16 protein-coding genes are annotated in these 19,267 nt (G+C 67.9%); 10 read left to right on the top strand and 6 right to left on the bottom strand.

Translation table 11 applies throughout. From position 1 onward, the window contains the following. The 5 genes from SCI24_RS04050 to fnr all read left to right on the top strand — a co-directional run. The coding region (locus SCI24_RS04050) for an HAD-IC family P-type ATPase (protein ID WP_318724148.1) at positions 1–684 on the top strand (684 nt) is incomplete at its 5' end. Beyond that, the gene (gene ccoS / locus SCI24_RS04045; protein ID WP_318724147.1) at positions 681–896 is read left to right on the top strand and encodes a cbb3-type cytochrome oxidase assembly protein CcoS; all 216 of its coding nucleotides are present in this window, start codon (positions 681–683) and stop codon (positions 894–896) included. The genes SCI24_RS04050 and ccoS, both read left to right, overlap by 4 nt. Then, positions 896–1,594 (top strand): sulfite exporter TauE/SafE family protein, encoded by a 699-nt coding sequence (locus SCI24_RS04040; RefSeq protein WP_318724146.1) that lies wholly within the window; start codon positions 896–898, stop codon positions 1,592–1,594. Before ccoS ends, SCI24_RS04040 begins: the two co-directional genes overlap by 1 nt. 97 nt (positions 1,595–1,691) lie before the next feature. Then, positions 1,692–3,074 carry an oxygen-independent coproporphyrinogen III oxidase gene (gene hemN / locus SCI24_RS04035; RefSeq protein WP_318724145.1) on the top strand — a complete coding sequence of 461 codons (1,383 nt, stop codon included), beginning with the start codon at positions 1,692–1,694 and terminating at the stop codon, positions 3,072–3,074. 116 nt (positions 3,075–3,190) lie between these two features. Further along, positions 3,191–3,934: a fumarate/nitrate reduction transcriptional regulator Fnr gene (gene fnr, locus SCI24_RS04030; RefSeq protein ID WP_278031696.1), complete on the top strand. Its 744-nt coding sequence runs from the start codon at positions 3,191–3,193 to the stop codon at positions 3,932–3,934. 104 nt (positions 3,935–4,038) lie between these two features. Here the strand turns inward: fnr and ttcA are convergent, their stop codons facing one another. From ttcA to SCI24_RS04015, 3 genes are all read right to left on the bottom strand, one after another. Continuing rightward, entirely contained in the window at positions 4,039–4,953 is a 915-nt protein-coding gene (gene ttcA, locus SCI24_RS04025; protein WP_318724144.1) for a tRNA 2-thiocytidine(32) synthetase TtcA, read from the bottom strand. 84 nt (positions 4,954–5,037) lie between these two features. Further along, complete coding sequence (locus SCI24_RS04020; protein WP_318724143.1) at positions 5,038–5,664, bottom strand: 3'-5' exonuclease; 627 nt, start codon at positions 5,662–5,664, stop codon at positions 5,038–5,040. A gap of 46 nt (positions 5,665–5,710) precedes the next feature. Beyond that, a complete protein-coding gene (locus tag SCI24_RS04015; protein ID WP_318724142.1) occupies positions 5,711–7,534 on the bottom strand; it encodes a DUF294 nucleotidyltransferase-like domain-containing protein in 1,824 nt (607 codons plus the stop codon). Positions 7,535–8,063: 529 nt separating this feature from the next. Here SCI24_RS04015 and SCI24_RS04010 point away from each other — a divergent pair. The 4 genes from SCI24_RS04010 (at position 8,064) to SCI24_RS03995 (ending at position 14,759) form a co-directional block, all read left to right on the top strand. After that, on the top strand, positions 8,064–8,324 hold the full coding sequence (locus SCI24_RS04010; protein ID WP_106230608.1) for a DUF4212 domain-containing protein: 261 nt from the start codon (positions 8,064–8,066) through the stop codon (positions 8,322–8,324). Positions 8,325–8,330: 6 nt separating this feature from the next. Beyond that, a complete protein-coding gene (locus SCI24_RS04005; RefSeq protein WP_318724141.1) occupies positions 8,331–10,127 on the top strand; it encodes a sodium:solute symporter family protein in 1,797 nt (598 codons plus the stop codon). A gap of 98 nt (positions 10,128–10,225) precedes the next feature. Continuing rightward, positions 10,226–10,741 (top strand): hypothetical protein, encoded by a 516-nt coding sequence (locus SCI24_RS04000; RefSeq protein ID WP_318724139.1) that lies wholly within the window; start codon positions 10,226–10,228, stop codon positions 10,739–10,741. A gap of 76 nt (positions 10,742–10,817) precedes the next feature. Further along, on the top strand, positions 10,818–14,759 hold the full coding sequence (locus SCI24_RS03995) for a NahK/ErcS family hybrid sensor histidine kinase/response regulator (protein WP_318724137.1): 3,942 nt from the start codon (positions 10,818–10,820) through the stop codon (positions 14,757–14,759). A 167-nt stretch (positions 14,760–14,926) separates the two neighbouring features. On the opposite strand, the gene SCI24_RS03990 is transcribed toward SCI24_RS03995, so the two are convergent. The 3 genes from SCI24_RS03990 to SCI24_RS03980 all read right to left on the bottom strand — a co-directional run bounded on the left by SCI24_RS03990 (position 14,927) and on the right by SCI24_RS03980 (position 18,486). Beyond that, positions 14,927–15,589: a LuxR C-terminal-related transcriptional regulator gene (locus SCI24_RS03990; protein WP_250059783.1), complete on the bottom strand. Its 663-nt coding sequence runs from the start codon at positions 15,587–15,589 to the stop codon at positions 14,927–14,929. A 221-nt stretch (positions 15,590–15,810) separates the two neighbouring features. Further along, positions 15,811–17,760, bottom strand: a complete 1,950-nt coding sequence (gene acs / locus SCI24_RS03985) for an acetate--CoA ligase (RefSeq protein ID WP_318724133.1) — start codon at positions 17,758–17,760, stop codon at positions 15,811–15,813. Positions 17,761–17,937: 177 nt separating this feature from the next. Continuing rightward, entirely contained in the window at positions 17,938–18,486 is a 549-nt protein-coding gene (locus SCI24_RS03980; RefSeq protein ID WP_318724132.1) for a SprT-like domain-containing protein, read from the bottom strand. 75 nt (positions 18,487–18,561) lie between these two features. On the opposite strand from SCI24_RS03980, the gene SCI24_RS03975 reads away from it, so the two are divergent. Continuing rightward, positions 18,562–19,212 carry a YecA family protein gene (locus tag SCI24_RS03975; RefSeq protein WP_318724131.1) on the top strand — a complete coding sequence of 217 codons (651 nt, stop codon included), beginning with the start codon at positions 18,562–18,564 and terminating at the stop codon, positions 19,210–19,212. Positions 19,213–19,267: the final 55 nt, after the last annotated feature.

The raw sequence follows: 19,267 nt of genomic DNA, 5'->3' as shown, positions 1-19,267 counted from the left end.
GGCCGGCCCGAGTTCGCCGCCCCCGAGGCCCCCCCGACGCTGCCCGGCGAGGGGCAGTGGCTGCTGCTGGCCGAGGAGGGCCGGCCGCGGGCCTGGTTCGCCCTCCACGACCGCCTGCGGGAGGATGCCCGGGAGACAATCGAGGCCCTGCAGGGACGGGGCCTGGCGGTGGAGCTGCTCTCCGGCGACACCCCCTCGGCGGTGGCGGACATGGCCAGGCGCCTGGGCATCGACACCTGGCAGGCGGCGGCCACCCCCGAGGAGAAGCTGGCCCGCCTCCAGGCCCTGCAGGCCGGCGGAGAACGGGTGGCGATGGTCGGCGACGGCATCAACGACATCCCGGTGCTGGCCGGCGCCGACGTCGCCATCGCCATGAACGGTGCCACCGACCTGGCGCGCACCCGCGCCGACGCCGTCTTGCTCGGCCCGCGCCTGGGGCGTATCGTCGAGGCCATCGAGACCGGCCGGGCCACCCGGCGCATCATCCGCCAGAACCTGACCTGGTCGCTGGTCTACAACGTCTCGGCGCTGCCCCTGGCGGCCATGGGCTTCGTGCCGCCCTGGCTGGCGGCCATCGGCATGTCGGCCAGCTCCCTGGTGGTCGTCGGCAATGCCCTGCGCCTGACCCGGGATACCCCCTCACGACCGGTCGGCAGCGACGTCCCCAGGCTGGTGAACGCATGAGCATCCTCTACCTGCTGATCCCCCTCTCGCTGATCCTGCTGGGGCTGGCCGTCTGGGCCTTCTTCTGGGCCGTCAAGCACGACCAGTTCGAGGACCTGGAAGGGCCCGCCTACCGCATCCTCTTCGACGAGGACGACAACGACCGCCCGAAGGGCGAGCGTCAAGGCTCCGAGCGTGATGCCTCCTCCGACGACGAGGAACGCCGCGACTGATGGACCCCACCGGCCTCGACCTGCCCCCGCTGGCCGCCGCCTTCGTCTTCGGCCTGCTCGGGGGTGCCCACTGCATCGGCATGTGCGGCGGCATCATGAGTGCCCTGACCTTCGCCGTCCCGCCCAGCATGCGCAGCCCGGCACGCCTCTCGGGGCTGCTGCTGGGCTACAACCTGGGCCGGGTCGCCAGCTACATGGTGGCCGGCGCCCTGGTGGCGGGGCTCGGCACCCTGGTCGCCCTCACCCCCGGGGCACGCCTGGCTCTCCAGGCCCTGGCCGCGGTGATGCTGATCCTGATGGCCCTCTACATCGCCGACTGGTGGAAGGGACTGCTGCGGGTCGAGGCCCTGGGGCGCCGGCTCTGGACGCACCTCGAACCGCTGGGGCGGCGCCTGATGCCGGTGGTCAGGGTGCCCCAGGCGGTGGCCCTGGGGGCGGTCTGGGGCTGGCTGCCCTGCGGGCTGGTCTACTCCATGCTCGCCTGGAGCCTGGCCATCGCCGAGCCCTGGCGCGGCGCTGCCCTGATGGGGGCCTTCGGCCTCGGCACCCTGCCGGCCCTGCTCGCCACCGGGCTGGCCGCCCGCCAGCTGGGCGCCCTGATCCGCCATCCGGCCACCCGGACACTGGCCGCGCTGTCGATCATCGGCTTCGCCCTCTGGCAGCTGTGGACGCTGCTGCCCCTCTCGGCGGGCCACTGACCACCAGCGCGATTCCCGCTTCGCTTGACGCAGCTCAACGCGGCCCCCGTCGCTCGGCGCTAGCATGAAGGCACGTTCAATTTCCGGAGTGCCGTCCATGTCCGCTCGAGCCGTCGTCGACGACCGCCCCCGCGGTACCGCATCGCTGCGCGACGCGGGGGTGCTGCGCCGTCATGGCATGGGTGGGCCGCGCTACACCAGCTACCCCCGTGCCGACAGCCTCACCACGGCGTTCTCCGACGAGGACCTCGCGGCGGCCCTGGAGCGCAGCAACGCCAGCGGGCGCGAGCTGTCGCTCTACGTGCACGTGCCCTTCTGCCGCCATAGCTGCCACCACTGCGCCTGCACCCGGGTGACCGAACAGAGCACCCGGCGCGCCGAGCCCTACCTGTCGCGGCTCGACCGTGAGATGGTGCTGACCTCGCGCCACCTGGAAGGCTCACGGGAGGTGTCGCAGCTCCACTGGGGCGGCGGGACCCCGACCTTCCTGACCCTGGACCAGATGAGCGACCTGATCGACCGGCTCGACGCGCGCTTCGGGCTGTCGGGCTCGCGCCAGCGGGACTACAGCATCAAGGTCGACCCCCGGGACGCCGACGTCTTCACCCTGCGCCATCTCCAGGCGCTGGGCTTCAACCGCCTGAGCCTGTCGGTGCTTGACCTGGACCCGCGGGTCCAGCGCGCCATCAACCGCCACCAGCCCCGGGTGCTCACCGAGCAGCTGATCGACGAGGCCCACCGGCTGGGCTTCCGCTCCCTGGGCCTCGAGCTGGTCTATGGCCTGCCCGGCCAGACCCGCGAGAGCGTCGCCGAGACCCTCGAACAGGTGATCGCCATGGCACCCGCCCGCCTGTCGCTCTTCCCCTACGAGCACCAACCAGAGCGGTTCGCGGCTCAGCGCCAGATTCGGGTCGAGGAGCTGCCGGCGCCGGAAGAGCGGCTGGCCATCCTCGACGTCGCCCTCGCGATGCTTGCCGACGCCGGCTACGTGCATATCGGCATGGAACTCTTCGCCCGCCCCGAGGATCCGCTGGCCACGGCCCAGGCCAGGGGCCAGCTGTCGCGCAGCCTGAACGGCTACAGCGCCCTTGCCCCCGCCGACCACCTGGGTCTGGGCGTGGGCGCCCTCAGCCGGCTGGGGGGCGTCGCCGCCCGCAACCCCCTGGCCCTCGCCGACTACGAGGCGCGCCTCGATGCCGGCCGACTGCCGGTGGAGCGGGGCCTGCGGCTGACCGACGATGACCGCCTGCGGGCCCGCGCCATCGAGCGCCTGATGTGCGACATGTGCCTGGACCTGGCCGTCCTCGGGCAGGAGTTCGGCCTGGATGCGGCAGCCCACCTGCGCGATGCCCTCGCCCGGCTGGCGGCGACCGAGCGGGACGACCTGGTGAGACGATCCGGGCAGCGTCTCGAGGTCACGCCGGCGGGACGGCTGCTGGTCCACCGCCTGGCCGCGGCCTTCGATGCGCATGCCGCCTGACCGGCGCGGCGACGGGCAACGCCCCCTGGCGCCGGGGAGTACCTCCTAAGGGATGCTTTGCCGGCGGACGACAATCCTCCATAATGTGACCAGAGTCATCATTCATGGAGGAGAGCATGCCTGACACCGCGACCGGCAGGCGCCGTTCACTGCTGAACGAGACACGCTGCCAGACGTGCAGCCTGAGCTCGCTCTGCCTGCCCCTGGCGCTCGAGGTTCAGGACATGGACCAGTTCGACGCCATCATCCGGCGCCGGGCGCCGCTCAAGAAGGGCGAGTCGCTGTTCCGCCAGGGCAGCCCCTTCACCAGCGTCTTCGCGGTGCGTTCCGGCAGCCTCAAGCAGGTGACCACCGAGGGCAGCGGCGAGGACCAGCTGACCAACTTCTACCTGCCCAGCGAACTGGTCGGCCTGGACGGCATCGACGAGGAGCGCTATCCCGGCACCGTCGTGGCCCTGGAGACCACCACCGTCTGCGAGATCCCCTTCGACCGCCTCGACGCCCTCTCCGAGTCACTGCCCGAGCTACGGGGGCAGCTCTACCGCAGCATGAGCAAGGAGATGCGCGACGATCGCCGCATGATGCGGCTGCTGTCGCGCAAGACCGCCGACCAGCGGCTGGCCACCTTCTTCACCAGCCTCTCCGACCGCTTCCGCCGTCGCGGCTACTCCCCCTACAGCTTCCGGCTCTCCATGTCCCGGGCCGATATCGGCAACTACCTGGGGCTTGCCGTGGAGACCGTCAGCCGCATCCTGGGCCGCTTCCAGTCACAGGGGCTGGTGGCCGTCTCCGGCCGCGAGGTGAACATCCTCGACCTGCAGGCGCTGATCGAAGTGGCCGAGGAGGAAGGGGCCAAGTAGCGCCAAGCCGGAGCACTGCCCTACCCTGCCTGACGTAAGGAACCCCATCGTGCGAATGCCCGATGGGGTTCCTTGTCTCTTGTTCTCTGCCCCTTGCCGCGGGCTTATTCGTTGAGAATATCGATGCGGTCGGCCTGCCTTCGTGCCTGCTTCGCCTCGAGGCCGGCGAAGTCGAAGAGCTCGCGGTCGGCCAGCTGCGAGGGCGCCACGTTGGTCACCGCCTTGAACATGCTCTCCAGGCGACCGGGATGCCGCTTCTCCCAGTCGGCCAGCATCTCCTTGACCACCTGGCGCTGCAGGTTGGGCTGGGAGCCGCAGAGGTTGCAGGGAATGATCGGGAACGCCATCAGCCGGGCGAACTCGGCGATGTCCGCCTCGCGGCAGTAGGCCAGCGGGCGGATGACCATGTTCCGGCCATCGTCGGAGAGCAGCTTAGGCGGCATCGCCTTGAGGCTGCCACCGAAGAACATGTTGAGGAACAGCGTCTCCAGGATGTCCTCGCGGTGGTGGCCCAGCGCCACCTTGGTGGCGCCGATCTCCTCCGCGAAGCCATAGAGCGAGCCCCGCCGCAGCCGCGAGCAGAGCGCACAGGTGGTCTTGCCCTCGGGGGTCTTCTCCTTGACCACCGAGTAGGTATCGCGCTCGAGGATATGGTACTCGACGCCGATCCCGTCCAGGTACTCGGGCAGCACGTGCTCCGGGAAGCCGGGCTGCTTCTGGTCGAGGTTCACCGCCACCAGCGAGAAGTCCACCGGCGCGTTGCGCTGCAGGTTGCGCAGGATCTCCAGCAGGGTGTAGCTGTCCTTGCCGCCGGAGAGGCACACCATCACCCGGTCGCCCTCGTGGATCATCCCGTAGTCGATGATGGCGTTGCCCACCTGGCGACGCAGGCGCTTCTGCAGCTTGTTGAATTCGCGCCTGCCCCGGGCATCGAGGCCCTCGCGGATCGACGCAGGCTCAGCGGGGGACGGGGCATCGGGTGCGGTGGCACGGGGGTCGAACATCAGGGCGTCTTGCATGGTCTCGGGCGCTGCCTGGGCGGCTGGAAATGACGGCCGCCATCCTACCACCCTCGCCATGGCCAGGCGAAGCGACCCCGGGGATCAGCAGAGCCGCTCCGCCAGCATGGGGCCTCGCGCCAGGCGCAGATGGAGCAGGGCCGTGGTGACGGCATCGCCCAGGGCGGTGTGCCGTCCCATGACCGGTACCCCCAGGCGCTCGGCCACCTGCTCGAAGCGCGGCCGGATATCCAGCTCGGGATGGCTGCGACGCAGCTGCCGCTGGTAGGTCTGCGCCACGTCGATGCCGGCGTTGGGCAGGTCGAAGCCGAAGAGGGGGCGCAGGTGGCGGTTGAGCACCGCCAGGTCGAAGTCCAGGCACCAGCCGACCAGCGGGCGATTGCCGACGAAGTCCAGGAACTGCGCCAGGGCCTCCTCGATCCCCGCCCCGTCGATCAGGTCGATGCCGCGCAGCCCGTGGATGCGGATCGAGTCGCCGGTGAGGCTCGCCGGCCTTGCCAGGCGTAGGTCCAGCGAGTCGCTTGTCAGGACGCGGTCGCCGCGAATGCGTACCGCCGCCAGCGACACCAGCTCGGCGTGGCGGGTATCGAGCCCGGTGGTCTCGCAGTCGATGGCGACCATCTCATCCCCAGTGTAGGGGGAGAAGAGCCAGCCATAGTCGCCGTGGGCCTGTCGTCGACGGTCGGCGGCGCGGCGCAGTGCCTTGAGCATGGATGAACCTCCTGTCGTTGTTGTCGTTCCCTGAGAGCGCCGTGCCTCACGAGTACTCGAGGTGGAAGCGATGCGACAGCCGCTGCTTGAAGTCCTTGACGATATGCAGCGCCTCGCGAAGCAGGTCCCGCTCCAGCGAGGAGAGCTCCTGGACCACCACCCGGTCGGGCTCCTCGCCCCGGCCTTCCGGGTCATCGAGGCGTTCGAGTTGCTGGCGCAGGCGCAACTCGGTGAATAGCGACAGGGCCTCACCCAAGTCCTCGGCGAAGCGCTCCTCGAGGCGGCCGTCGGCCACCAGCGCCTCGAGCCGGTCCAGGGTGGAGGTCGCGGTGATGCGACGCTCCAGCGCCAGGGTGCGCACCCCGTGGACGATGGGGAAGATGCCGCCCTTCTTGATGTCGACGCCGTGCTGCGGCTTCTTCAGCGACCCGAAGAGCGTCAGCGGCGTGGAGAAGCGCAGCGCCGTGCGCGCAAAGTAGGAGAGCAGGATCTCGTCGCGGCTGCAGCGCTCGAAGAGCTCCTCGCGCAGCCGCTCGAGCAGGGCCGGGTTGCCGGCCACGGCGTGGGAATCGAGCATGATGGCCAGTCGCATCAGGCTCTCGCCGTCACGGCTCGCCGCCCACTGCGCGATGCGGCCGCGCCACTGGCTCTCGGTGCCGACCCACTCCGGGTTGGAAACCATGATGTTGCCCGGGCAGGGCGGGTAGCCCAGCTCGATCAGGGTCTCGGTGAGGCGCTGCATCTGCTCATGGCAGTCGGGCCACTCCAGGTCGTCGGCCAGTATCAGGCCGTTGTCCTGGTCGGTCTTGAGGATCTGCTCGCCGCGCCCCTCGCTGCCCATCACGATCAGGCAGCTGTCGGCGTGGTAGCGCTCGTCGATCAGAAAGCCCCAGGCCTTGTTCATGATGCGCCCGTTGAGGGCCGCCAGCAGCCCCATGGCGAAGCGCAGCTTGACGCCCTGGGCCATCAGGGAACGCACCAGTTCCGGGGTGCGGCGACTGGCGGCGGCCAGCGCCTCGAGGCTGTTGGCCTGCTCCACCTGCAGGCTGACCACGTAGCTGCGGCTGGAGAAGTAGCTAAGCACGTCGGTGAGCTCCACCACCCCCACCGGCGCGTCGTCCTCCATCACCACCACCCGCTCCACCTTGAAGCGGGTCATCTGCACCAGCACCTCGAACAGGTACTGGCCCGGCGTCGCCTTGACGAGCGCGAAGTGGGCGACCGCCTGCACCGGGCTCTCCTGGGCCCGTCCCTCGAGCACCAGGGCATTGAGCAGGTCGGTCTTGGTCACCATGCCCGGCCCCTGCTCGCCCTGCACCAGCAGGCTGTCAGCATGGCTGTCGTTCAGGGTGTGGACCGCCTCGGCGATGCTGGTCGTGTCCGCGACGAGCAGCGGGTCGCGCATGCATTCGCCGACCCGGGCGAGCATGAAGCCGGCCATGGTCACCCCGCCCTCCGCGCGGCGCTCGGTGAGCAGCCGAGTCTTCTGCGCCAGGCGCTGGCGGAAGAACTCGGAGAAGGCCGGATAGGCCTCGCAGAGCTGCTTGAACAGCCCCTTGGGCAGCAGGTAGCAGAGACACTCCTGCTCGGCACGGAAGCGATAGCGGCTCTTGCCGTTGAGGATGCTGATGGCCCCGAAGAGGTCACCGGCGGTGTAGTGGCCGATGCGCGACTGGGCGCCCGGCAGGGTCGGGTCGAGCTCGGCGACCTCGCCCTTGTGGATCAGGTACACGTACTCCCCGGGCTGGCCCGCATCGAGGATGATCTCGTCACGGTCGAAGTAGGCCAGGTCGATGCCGCTGCGTACGCGCTCCCGCCCCTCCTCGTCGAGGAAGGTGAAAGGCGGCTGTGAGAGTTCTACATCGACCATGGGGCCGTCCTCGTTGCGCGGTGGTCACCACCCCGCGGGATAGGTGGAGCTTCCCCTCCAGGGAGAATCCAAGATAGCAAAGTCGGGTTTCAGTAAATAACCTAGACAATCGTCCTATCCTGGCGGCCTTAGACCATGGTCAAAGACCACCCGAGGCCACGCATTAACTGCCCTGGATTTCGGGGCTATACCATCGTCCTATGCCCGCCTTCCCTGCGTCGAAACCTGGGACGCGCGGCGATCACAAGATACTGATAATAATCATCTTATTGAAAGCTTCTTCCATCGGTATCTTTTCATGATACGAAAGTCTGGGATTTATTTTAGGCGATTGCTGCCCACTATTGGCCATGAGCCATGCAGGACAAACCCGCGTCGACAATACACCTCGACAAGGAGCGGGCAACCTGGCGACAGGCTGATCCAGACTGCACAGGCAAGGCTGGCTCCGTCGACACGACTGTCCTGATGAGTGACCGCAACGCTCTGGGCAACTTCCCAACCTGAACAACAAGTGGAGAGCAACACTATGGCAGACGACAAAGCCAATGCCGCTGCTTACTGGAAGGCGAACGTGCGCCTGATAACGGGGTGCCTGATCGTCTGGGCCCTGGTGTCCTACGGCTGCGCCATCCTTCTTCGCCCGCTGCTGGCCGGCATTCCCGTCGGCGGGACGGACCTGGGCTTCTGGTTCGCCCAGCAGGGTTCGATCCTGACCTTCATCGGCATCATCTTCTTCTACGCCTGGAAGATGAACCGTCTCGACAAACAGTTCGGACTCGGGGAGTAAGCCAGCATGAGTCAGTTTGCAATCAACCTGCTGTTCGTAGGGGCCTCCTTCGCCCTCTACATCGGCATCGCGATCTGGGCCCGAGCGGGCTCGACCAAGGACTTCTACGTGGCCGGCGGCGGCGTGCATCCGGTGACCAACGGCATGGCCACCGCCGCCGACTGGATGTCCGCCGCCTCCTTCATCTCCATGGCCGGCCTGCTGGCCTCCGGGGGCTACGCCAACTCCACCTTCCTGATGGGCTGGACCGGTGGCTACGTCATCCTGGCCATGCTGCTGGCGCCCTACCTGCGCAAGTTCGGCAAGTTCACGGTGCCCGACTTCATCGGTGACCGCTTCTACAGCAACACCGCGCGCCTGGTCGCCGTGATCTGCCTGGTCGTCGCCTCCATCACCTACGTCATCGGCCAGATGACCGGTGCCGGCGTGGCCTTCTCGCGCTTCCTGGAGGTCTCCAACACCTGGGGTATCTGGATCGCGGCCTTCATCGTCTTCCTCTATGCGGTCTTCGGCGGCATGAAGGGCATCACCTACACCCAGGTGGCCCAGTACATCGTGCTGATCATCGCCTACACCATCCCGGCCGTGTTCATCTCCCTGGAACTCACCGGCAACCCCATCCCCGGCCTGGGCCTGTTCAGCACCCACTCCGAGTCCGGCGTGCCGCTGCTGGCCAAGCTCGATGACGTGATCAATGCGCTGGGCTTCCGCGACTACACGGCCGATGTCGACAACAAGCTGAACATGGTGTTGTTCACCCTGTCGCTGATGGTCGGTACCGCCGGCCTGCCCCACGTCATCATCCGCTTCTTCACCGTGCCGAAGGTGGCCGATGCGCGCTGGTCCGCCGGCTGGGCCCTGGTGTTCATCGCCCTGCTCTACCTGACCGCTCCCGCGGTGGGCTCCATGGCGCGCCTGAACCTGATGACCACGGTCTATCCGGAGATGGCCGGCCAGGTCGAGAGCTACGATGAAGCCGCGACCAACCCCATCCTCTACGAGGAGCGTCCCGAGTGGGTGCGGACCTGGGAAGAGACCGGCCTGATCACCTTCACGGACAAGAACGGCGACGGCCGCATCCAGGTCTACAACGATGGCAACGAGGACTTCGCCGAGACCGCCGCCGAGCGTGGCTGGGAAGGCAGCGAGCTTACCGTCAACAACGACATCCTGGTGCTCGCCAACCCGGAGATCGCCAACCTGCCGAGCTGGGTCATCGGCCTGATCGCCGCCGGTGGTATCGCCGCGGCACTCTCCACGGCCGCCGGTCTGCTGCTGGCGATCTCCTCGGCCATCAGCCATGACCTGATCAAGACCATGATCAACCCGAAGATCACCGAGAAGGGTGAGATGCTGGCGGCGCGGATCTCCATGGCCGGTGCCATCCTGCTGGCGACCTACCTGGGCCTGAATCCTCCGGGCTTCGCAGCACAGACGGTGGCGCTGGCCTTTGGTATCGCCGGTGCCTCGCTGTTCCCGGCGCTGATGATGGGCATCTTCTCCAAGCGGGTGAACAACAAGGGCGCCGTTGCCGGCATGCTGACCGGCCTGGGCCTGACCCTGCTCTACATCTTCACCTACCTGGGCTGGCTGTTCATTCCGGGCACCAACATGCTGCCCAACACCCCGGACAACTGGATCCTGGGCATCTCGCCGCTCTCCTTCGGCGCGGTCGGCGCGATCTTCAACTTCGCCGTGGCCTTCGCCGTCTCCAGTGCGACCGAGGAGCCTCCGCAGGAGATCCAGGACCTGGTGGAAAGCGTCCGCTATCCCAAGGGTGCTGGTGTCGCGACCGGGCACTGAGCCATAATGGCCACCTGGCCCGGCTAGCCGGGCCAGACCCACCACTACCGATCGGGCTTCCTCAGGGAAGCCCGTTCGCTTTCAAGGACGCATGAACCATGATATGGCACCTGATAGCAGCGGTCTTCGCCGGCCTCGGCGCCGCGGGGATCGGCCTGATCCTGCGCCTGGCCAGCGGCAAGCGACTGCCGCGCTGGATCATTCCGGCGTTCGGTGGCCTGGGGATGCTCGGCTACCAGATCCAGACCGAATACACCTGGTTCGAGCACAAGCAGCAGCAGTTGCCCGAATCGGCCGAGGTGGTCTCCGTGGAGGAGGGCCAGATGTTCTGGCGCCCCTGGACCTTCGCCTTTCCCATGACCACGGCCTTCACCATCGTGGACCTGGACAACCTGGCGGTGAGCCGGGGCGATGAGGGGCGCCTGGTCGAGTTCATCCTCTACCGCTTCGAGAAGGAGTACGTGGACCAGGTCAGCCACCAGGCCTACCTGATGAACTGCGAGACCCGCGAAATGCTGCCCCTGGAGGGCGAGTCACGGACCCCGCACACCGAGCAGATGCGCCGCGTCGAGGCCACAAGCCCGCTCCACCGCGCCCTCTGCACGGAGGGCTGACCCGGCGCCTGCACCCCGGCTGCCCCGGGGGCCGGCCATGCCCTAGAATGGGCGCATCCGGAAGGGAGAAGAGTGCATGTTCGCTGGCTGGCTGCTGATCGCCGTTTCACTGCTCTACATCGCCGTGCTGTTCGCCATCGCCTGGCGTGGCGACCGCCATGCCCGGGAGCACGGCGCGAGCCGGCGCCGCCCGGTGATCTACAGCCTGGCGCTGGCCATCTACTGCACCTCCTGGACCTTCCATGGCGCCGTGGGCCAGGCGGCCACGGCGGGCTGGTCCTTCGCCAGCATCTTCGTCGGTCCGATCCTCACCCTGCTGCTGTTCTGGCCGGTGCTGGCCAAGATGATCCGCGTCGCCAAGCACCAGAACGTCACCTCCATCGCCGATTTCATCGCCTCGCGCTACGGCAAGACCCAGTCGCTGGCGGCCTTCGCCAGCCTGGTGGCGCTGATCGGCACCCTGCCCTACATCGCCCTGCAGCTGAAGGCGGTCTCCACTTCCTTCAGCGTGATCACCGACGCCAGCGACATCACCCGGGCGCCGCTGTTCGGCGACACGGCCTTCTACGTGGCGATGGTGATGGCGGCCTTCGCCATCCTCTTCGGCACCCGCCACACCGACGCCACCGAGCACCACGAGGGGCTGATCCACGCCGTGGCCTTCGAGTCGCTGGTCAAGCTGCTCGCCTTCCTGGCGCTCGGGGCCTACGTCACCTGGGGCATGTTCGACGGCCTGGGCGACCTGCTGGGCCGCGCCGAGAGCCAGCTCGAGCTGCAGCGTCAGCTCGCCGACCAGGACTTCGGCCAGAGCTTCTGGGCCCAGACCCTGCTGGCCATGCTGGCGATCCTCTGCCTCCCCCGCCAGTTCCACGTGGCGGTGGTGGAGAACATCCACCGCGACGACGCCACCAAGGCCCGCTGGCTGTTCCCGCTCTACCTGCTGGCCTTCGCCTTCTTCGTCATTCCCATCGCGGCGGCCGGCCTGACCATCTTCGCCGACAGCGGCATCGAGCCGGACACCTATGTGCTGGCCCTGCCCATGGCCGCGGGCAATGAATGGCTGACGCTGCTGACCTTCATCGGCGGCTTCTCGGCGGCCACCGGCATGGTGATCGTGGCCGCGGTGGCGGTGTCGATCATGATCTCCAACGAGATCGTCATCCCCGCCCTCTTCCGCCTGCGCTGGTTCGATACCAAGCCGCGTGACTACGGGCGACTGGTGCTGCGCGCCCGGCGCATCACCATCGCCGTGATCCTCGCCATGGCCTACGGCTTCTACCAGCTGATCGGGGAGTTCAGCTCGCTGGCCAGCACCGGCATGCTCTCCTTTGCCGCCGCGGCCCAGTTCGCCCCGGCGCTGATCGGCGGCCTCTACTGGAAGCGCGGCAACCGCCTCGGGGTGATCGCCGGCATGAACGCCGGCTTCGCCATCTGGGCCTACAGCCTGCTGATGCCCACCCTGATCGGTGCCGGCGTGCTGCCCGGGCACTGGCTCGACGGCGGCCCGCTGGGCATCGCCTGGCTGGCCCCCACCTCGCTGTTCGGCCTCAACGTCGGCGACAGCTTCACCCATGGCGTGATGCTCTCCCTGGGCGTGAACCTCTTCTGCTACATCTTCGTCTCCCAGATGACGCCCCAGCGGGTGGTCGAGCGCATCCAGGCCTCGCTATTCGTCGACAGCGTCGAGACCCGCCAGACCTCGGTGAACCGCCCCTGGACCGGCGCCACCACCGTGGGCGACCTCAAGGTGCTCTGCGAGCGCTTCCTGGGCGCCGGCCAGGTGAGCCGCGCCTTCGAGGACTACGCCCGGCGCACCGGCAAGCCGCTGGAGGACAACACCCGCGCCTCCATCGACGTCATCCAGTTCACCGAGCGCTTCCTGGCCTCGGTGCTCGGCGCCTCCTCGGCCCGCATCGTGGTCAACTCGGCCCTCCAGGGACGCGGCATCGGCATCTCGGACGTGATCTCCATCGTCGACGAGGCCTCCCAGGTGCTGGAGTTCAACCGTGCCCTGCTGCAGGCCACCATCGAGAACATCAACCAGGGCATCAGCGTGGTCGACCAGAACCTGCGCCTGGTGGTGTGGAACCAGCGCTACCTGGAGCTGTTCCGCTTCCCCGACCACCTGATCCGCGTCGGCGCCCCGATGGACAAGATCTTCCGCTACAACGCCCACAACGGCGAGTACGGCCCCGGCGATCCCGAGGAGCACGTGCGTCTGCTGATCGACAACATCCGCGAGGGCCACCCCCACCGCTACGTGCGCTACCGCCAGGACGGCAGCGTGCTGGAGGTGCAGGGCAACCCCATGCCGGGGGGCGGCTTCGTCTACAGCTACCAGGACATCACCCAGCAGAAGCGCATCGAGGAAGCGCTGATCCGCTCCGAGAACAACATCCGCATCTACACCGACAACGTGCCGGCGCTGATCGCCTACTTCGACAAGGAGTGCCGCTACCTCTTCACCAACCGCGCCTACGAGCAGGCCTTCGGCATCGACCGCAACGCGGTGATCGGCAAGCGCGTGGAAGAGGTGATGGCCCCCGACATGGCCCGCGAGCGGGCGCCGTGGATCGAGCGCGCCCTGGCCGGCGAGCGGGTCAACTTCGAGGTCTCGCTGCCCATCGGCGACGATCGGCGCTACATGCTGGTCACCTACACGCCCCACTTCGGCGACAGCGGCGCGATACTCGGCTTCTTCGCCCTCTACCAGGACATCACCGAACGACGCCTGGCCGAGATCGCCCTCAAGGAGACCAACGAGACCCTGGAGGAGCGAGTGCGCGAGCGCACCCAGGCGCTCTCCGAGGCCAACGCGGCGCTACGCCAGGAGAACCGGGTGCGCGCCGAGGCGGAGCTCGCCCTGCGCCAGGCCAAGCAGCTCGCCGAGGATGCCAACGCCTCCAAGACCCGCTTCCTGGCCGCCGCCAGCCACGACCTGCTGCAGCCGCTCAATGCCGCGCGGCTGTTCACCTCGGCCCTCGCCCAGGAGATGGCGGCCGAGGACATGAAGCGCACCATCGGCCATATCGACAACTCGCTGCAGGCCGCCGAGGAGCTGCTCGGCACCCTGCTCGACATCTCCAAGCTGGATGCCGGCGCCCTCACCCCGCGGCGCAGCCACTTCGCCCTGGCCGACATCGTCCAGCCGCTGCGCGCCGAGTTCGAGGTGATGGCCGAGGAGCGCGGCCTGGACCTGGTGGTGGTGCCGACCCGCCAGTGGGTCGACAGCGACCCCCAGATGCTGCGCCGGATCATCCAGAACTTCCTCTCCAATGCCATCCGCTACACCCAGGCCGGCCGGGTGCTGCTGGGCTGCCGCCGCCATGGCGAGCGCATCACCATCGAGGTCTGGGACTCGGGCCCGGGGATCCCCGAGGCCAAGCAGCTCGAGATCTTCCAGGAGTTCCGACGCCTCGACCAGGCCACCCGGCACAAGGAGAGCGAGAAGGGCCTGGGCCTGGGGCTCTCCATCGCCGATCGCATGGCGCGGGTGCTCGACCACCCCATCCGGGTGCGCTCGAAGGAGGGCTTGGGCACCATGTTCTCGGTCAGCGTGCCGGTGGTGGCGCCGCGCACCGCGACCGAGCAGGCCGAGGATGCCTCGCCGAAGCGTGCCGGCAACAAGCTCGCCGGCACGCGGATCCTGTGCATCGACAACGAGTCACTGATCCTCGAGGGCATGAAGGCGATGCTCTCGGGCTGGGGCTGCGAGGTCTTCACGGCCACCACCATCGGCGGCGCCAAGTCGGTGCTGCGCCACCTGGACGGCGACCCGGACGCGATCCTGGCGGACTACCACCTGGACAACGAGGTCACCGGTCTGATGGCCCTGGAGGCGCTCGGCGAGCGGCTGGAGGGCGCGGTACCCGGCATCGTGATCACCGCCGACCGCACCGAGGAGGTGGCCGAGGAGGTCAGGCGCTCCGGCTACCAGCTGCTGCTGAAGCCGGTGCGCCCCGCCGCCCTGCGCGCCCTGCTCACCCGGACCCTGCAGGCCAGCCGCGCGGCGCAGTAGCAGCCGCCAAGCTGCCAGCGGCCAAGCGACCAAGCGACCAAGCGACCAAGCGACCAAGCGACCAAGCGACCAAGCGACCAGACAAAGCGTAAGCGCATGACGCAGAAAACCCACCAAAAAGGTGGGCTTTCTGCAATCCCTTGGCGCTTGTAGCTCGGCGCCTGGCGCTAGGATTCCACCTTCGGCGGCTCCACCTCGAGCTTCTGGGCGGCGATCACCGCCTGGGTGCGCGAGTGCACGCCGAGCTTGCGCAGGATGGCGGTGACATGCGCCTTGATGGTGGCCTCGGAAACGCTCAGCTCGTAGGCAATCTGCTTGTTGAGCAGCCCCTCGGTGAGCATGTTGAGCACCCGGAACTGCTGCGGCGTCAGCGACGCGATGGCCTCGGCAAACTTGGTCTCCTCCTCGTTGGCCTCGCCCAGGGCCGCTGCCATCTCCGCCGGCAGCCAGACCTCGCCATCGAGGATCTCGCCCACCGCCTCGGCGATCAGCGCCAGCGACGAGGACTTGGGAATGAAGCCCGAGGCGCCGTAGTCGATGGCGCGGCGCACCACGTGGATCTCGTCACTGCCCGAGACCACCGCCACCGGGATATCCGGGGTCTGGCCGCGCAGCTGTATCAGGCCCGAGAAGCCATGGGCGCCCGGCATATGCAGGTCGAGCAGGATGAGGTCGGCATCGGGATGGCGGGTAACCACCTCGGTGGTGGCCTCCATGGTGTCGGATTCGACGATCTCGGCCTGGGGCGCCAGCTGGCGCAGGGCTTGGGTCAGGGCCGCACGGAACAGCGGATGATCATCGGCAACGATGAATTTCTGGGCAAAGGCCATGGATCTTCCTCCGGTTCCTCGAGCGGCGGACCGACGGCCGCCACGCTGGGCTCTACAGTTGTTGTCCGCATGTTACCCCATGGCCGCGGCGATTCCCAAGGGCTCTCGGGATATTGTCGACACTCCCATGACCAGGCACAAGGAAGCCGGCCCCGCGGGGCCGGCTTGGTGTGTCATGAGGCGGCAGGCGTTGACCGCCTGCCGCCGGGCGAGCAGCGCCTTCAGCGGTTGGCGCGATGCTCGATCAGCTCGTCGACCACCGACGGGTCCGCCAGAGTACTGGTATCGCCCAGGCCGTCACACTCGTTGGCGGCGATCTTGCGCAGGATGCGGCGCATGATCTTGCCGGAGCGGGTCTTGGGCAGGCCCGGGGCCCACTGGATGACATCCGGCGAGGCGATCGGGCCGATATCCTTGCGCACCCACTTCGTCAGCTCCTTCTTGAGCTCGTCGCTCTCCTCGAAGCCGTCGGCCAGGGTCACGTAGATGTAGATGCCCTGCCCCTTGATGTCGTGGGGGAAGCCGACCACGGCCGCCTCGGCCACGGCCTCGTGGGCCACCAGGGAGGACTCGATCTCGGCGGTGCCCATGCGGTGGCCGGAGACGTTGAGCACGTCATCGACGCGGCCGGTGATCCAGTAGTAGCCATCCTCGTCGCGACGACAGCCGTCACCGGTGAAGTACACACCCTTGAACGCCGAGAAGTAGGTCTGCACGAAGCGCTCGTGATCGCCCCAGATGGAGCGCGCCTGACCCGGCCAGGAGTCGAGGATCACCAGGTTGCCCTCGGCGGCCCCCTTGAGCTCGTTGCCCTCGTTGTCGACCAGCGCCGGCACCACGCCGAAGAACGGCAGGGTGGCGGAGCCCGGCTTGAGATCGGTGGCACCGGGCAGCGGGGCGATCATGATCCCGCCGGTCTCGGTCTGCCACCAGGTGTCGACGATGGGGCACTTCCCGTTGCCGATCACTTGATGGAACCATTCCCATGCCTGGGGGTTGATGGGCTCACCCACCGAGCCCAGCACTCGCAGGCTGTCGCGCTTGCTGGAGTCCATGACGTTGTCGCCATGGGCCATCAGGGCGCGCACCGCCGTCGGTGCGGTATAGAGGATGTTGACGTTGTGCTTGTCGACGACCTCACCCATGCGGCCGTGGGACGGGTAGCTGGGCACCCCTTCGAACATCAGGGTGGTGCCGCCATTGGCCAGCGGGCCATAGACGATATAGCTGTGACCGGTGACCCAGCCCACGTCGGCGGTGCACCAGTAGACCTCGCCCTCCTGGTAGTCGAAGACGTACTGGTGGGTCATGGCGGCATGCAGCAGGTAGCCGCCGGTGGTGTGCTTCAGCCCCTTGGGCGCCCCGGTGGAGCCGGAGGTGTAGAGGATGAACAGCGGATCCTCGGCCCCCATCTCCTCGGCCGGGCAGTCGGTGGACTGCTTGGTGACGATGTCGTCGTACCAGACGTCGCGGCCGTCCTTCCAGTCGATCTCGCCGCCGGTACGCTTGACCACCAGCACGTTCTCGCACACCTCGGTGCCGTCGCGGGTCAGGGCGGCATCGACGTTGTCCTTGAGCGGCACCTGCTTGCCGCCGCGCACGGACTCGTCGGCGGTGATGATCAGCTTGGACTTGGCCCCGATCACGCGCTGGGCGACGGCGTCCGGGGAGAAGCCACCGAACACCACCGAGTGCACGGCACCGATGCGGGCACAGGCCAGCATCGCCATGGCGGCCTCGGGGATCATCGGCATGTAGAGGGTGACCACGTCGCCCTTGCCGACGCCCAGCTCCTTGAGGCCGTTGGCCAGCTGGCAGGTCTTCTCATAGAGCTCACGGTAGGTGAGCGTCTTGTCGTCCTTGGGGTCGTCGCCCTCCCAGATGATCGCCGGCTGGTCGCCGCGGGTCTCGAGATGGCGGTCGAGGCAGTTGACGCTGGCGTTCAGGGTGCCGTCCTCGAACCAGCGGATATCCACGTTGTGCGAGTCGAAGGAGGTGTGCTTGATCTTGGTCGGCGCCTTGAACCAGTCGAGGCGCTTGGCCTGCTCACCCCAGAACCCATTCGGGTCGTCTACCGACTGCTGGTACATGGCCTCATAGGTGGCCTTGTCGGCGTGGGCCTTGGCGGCAAACTCGTCGCTTACCGGATAGACTTTCTGCTGCTCGGTCATGGATATGCCTCTGTCCAGGGGGGATGGACCCTCCAGATGGATGTTGCCGGCCGCATTGTGTGTTGGGCGGGCCGGCCCCATAAAACCTGCCCACAGCATATACGTCAGCACGCGGGCTTCCCTTTAGACATTGGTAGAAACATTTTTCTTTTTCATGACAATGACTTACAAGATAAATCAGGAAGCGGAACGGCCCAGATAGACCAAGGTCTCAGCGCAGTGCCGGCACCGATACCCTCGCCCCCGTCGGGCCAGGGCATGCCGCCGGGCGGTGAAGCCATGCTCCCGGCAGCCACAGCGGTAGCGATAGGGCGCCGGGCTGGCACGGCCAGTGTCGAAGCGGTGGGTGGTCCTGGGCGCCACGCCGAAGAGGCGGCGCATCACGGTCTGCCACTCGCGACCGTGGGGGCGCGCGCGGTGGCCATCCTCCAGGTGATGCACCAGCCAGTGAGCCATCTCGTGGGGCACCACCTCGACCAGGAAGGCGAGGCGATTCTCCTCCAGCAGCACCGGATTGAAGCGCAACCCGCCGCGACCGAAGTGCGCCTGGCCGGCGCACTTGCCGCGCAGGTCAAGCCAGACCGCCGGGCGCGGCAGCCCGGGGTGCAGCTCGCGACATAGCCGCCAAGCCGCCTCGACCCGCGCCATGAGCGTGGATTGCAGGGCGGCCCGGTCGAGGGCATCGAGTCGGGTGGGGTCGGGGTCGGGAAGCGCGGGCCTGGTCATGGGATGCTAGAATGGCGCCTTCGTGTCGAGGCGTAAAGCCTTCCCCATGCCCACGACTTCCCTGCGAGAGCCGTCATGTCCGATGCCGAAACGCCCCTCCCCCAGCCGCTGCTCGAGGATGCGGAGCTCGACCTGCTCGACGACTTCCTCGACTCCGAGCGGGTCGATGCCGACGCCCTGGACCTGATCAGCGCCCACGGCTTCCTGGTGGCTCTGGCCGTGGCGCCACGCGACACCCCCGCGGCGGCCTGGGTCGCCGAGCTGTTCCATGGCGATCCCGCCTTCTCGGATGACGCCGAGCGCGAGACCATCCTGGGACTGCTCGAGCGGCTCCGGCACAACGCCATCGAGGTGCTGGAGGCGGGCGGCCTGCCGGAGCTGCCCTTCGAGCTCGAGCTCGCCGGCAGCGCCCCGGAGGAGACGCCGATCGGCGACTGGTGCGCCGGCTTCATGGAGGGGGTCTTCCTCGACGAGGCCGCCTGGTTTGCCGATGACGAGGAGGCCGCCGCCACCCTGCTGCTGCCCTTCATGCTGCTCTCGGGGCTCTTCGACGACGAGCCCGACATGGCGGAGCTCGCCGGCGATGCGACGCGCCTCGAGGGCCTCGTCACCCAGCTGCCGGAACTGGTGCTGGACCTCTACCTGCACTATCGCGTCCCGCCGGAGTCGCCCAAGCCCAGGCCGCGCCGCAAGAAGCCCGCCGGAGGCGCCAAGGGCCGGCGATAGGCGGCCAAGTGGCCAAGCGGCCAAGCGGCCAAGCGGCCAAGTGGCCAAGCGGCCA

Origin of the sequence: Halomonas sp. (assembly GCF_033549285.1) — a bacterium.
GTDB lineage: Bacteria > Pseudomonadota > Gammaproteobacteria > Pseudomonadales > Halomonadaceae > Halomonas.
The sequence above is the reverse complement of the archived record's forward strand: the minus strand, read 5'-3'. Positions and strand labels throughout refer to the sequence as shown.